Annotated in this window: 1 protein-coding gene; it reads right to left on the minus strand. The window is 59.4% G+C overall.

The window, feature by feature from the left end; translation table 11 throughout:
- Nucleotides 1–281: TipAS antibiotic-recognition domain-containing protein (locus QP415_RS11655; RefSeq protein ID WP_285100186.1), on the minus strand; the 281-nt coding region annotated here is incomplete at both ends.

The raw sequence follows: 281 nt of genomic DNA on the forward strand, positions 1-281 counted from the left end.
GACAGGAAAGAACTCACTGAGAGCTTCTCTATGTTCCTCAACGAGGCCGTCCGCCCACTCGCTGTCAGGGGCGACACCATCGCGAATTGCGTCGATCATCCTGCGTTCGATGTCGTGGAATCGCTCAGAGTTCTGACGCCATTCCGCAGTGCGCCACGCGGCTGTACGCCTGCGCGATTCACGCCAGTCATCGGTATCTCCGTAGCGTTCTTCGGCCTCGTTCTGGTGAGCCGCAAAGTCGGCGTCTCCCAGGATCTTCCCGACCTCTTCCAAGGTGAGCT

The organism is Pauljensenia sp. UMB3104 (assembly GCF_030217285.1).
Classification (GTDB): domain Bacteria; phylum Actinomycetota; class Actinomycetes; order Actinomycetales; family Actinomycetaceae; genus Pauljensenia.